Below are 423 nucleotides of genomic sequence, written 5' to 3' on the forward strand. Positions count from 1 at the left end.
TTTTTTTTCGCGCTTTTAATGACCCACTTAAAGTACTGAAAAAGACTTGACTGGAAGTAAGTCCTGAAGCGATGTATGCACTGTATGCAGGAACACCAAATAGTGGCGGTAATAATAAAATAGCTGGATAAATAATGATAGCACCACCGATACCTACTAGACCCGAAATAAAGCCTCCGAATACACCTATAAGTAACATCATAATAACAGTTGAAATATCCATTATTTACTTTTTACCAATAAGTTAACGGCTTCATTAATCAATTCTTCAGAATTTTCACCATTATCCTCTGCTGCCTTTACACATTCTATTAAATTTTCACTAATGATAATCCCCATCAAACGTTGGATTGAGCTTTTTGATGCACTGATTTGAGTAATGACATCTTTACAATCTTTTTCTTCTTCCATCATTTTAATAAC

2 protein-coding genes are annotated in these 423 nt (G+C 33.6%); both read right to left on the reverse strand.

Annotated elements, in window-relative coordinates:
- A partial coding sequence (locus L987_RS00005; protein WP_047502217.1) for a TSUP family transporter occupies positions 1-223 on the reverse strand: 223 nt, incomplete at its 3' end.
- Positions 223-423: persulfide-sensing transcriptional repressor CstR (gene cstR, locus L987_RS00010; protein ID WP_047502222.1), on the reverse strand; the 201-nt coding region annotated here is incomplete at its 5' end. The genes cstR and L987_RS00005, both read right to left, overlap by 1 nt.

The sequence above is a fragment of the Staphylococcus sp. ZWU0021 genome, from assembly GCF_000798895.1.
Lineage (GTDB): Bacteria > Bacillota > Bacilli > Staphylococcales > Staphylococcaceae > Staphylococcus > Staphylococcus saprophyticus.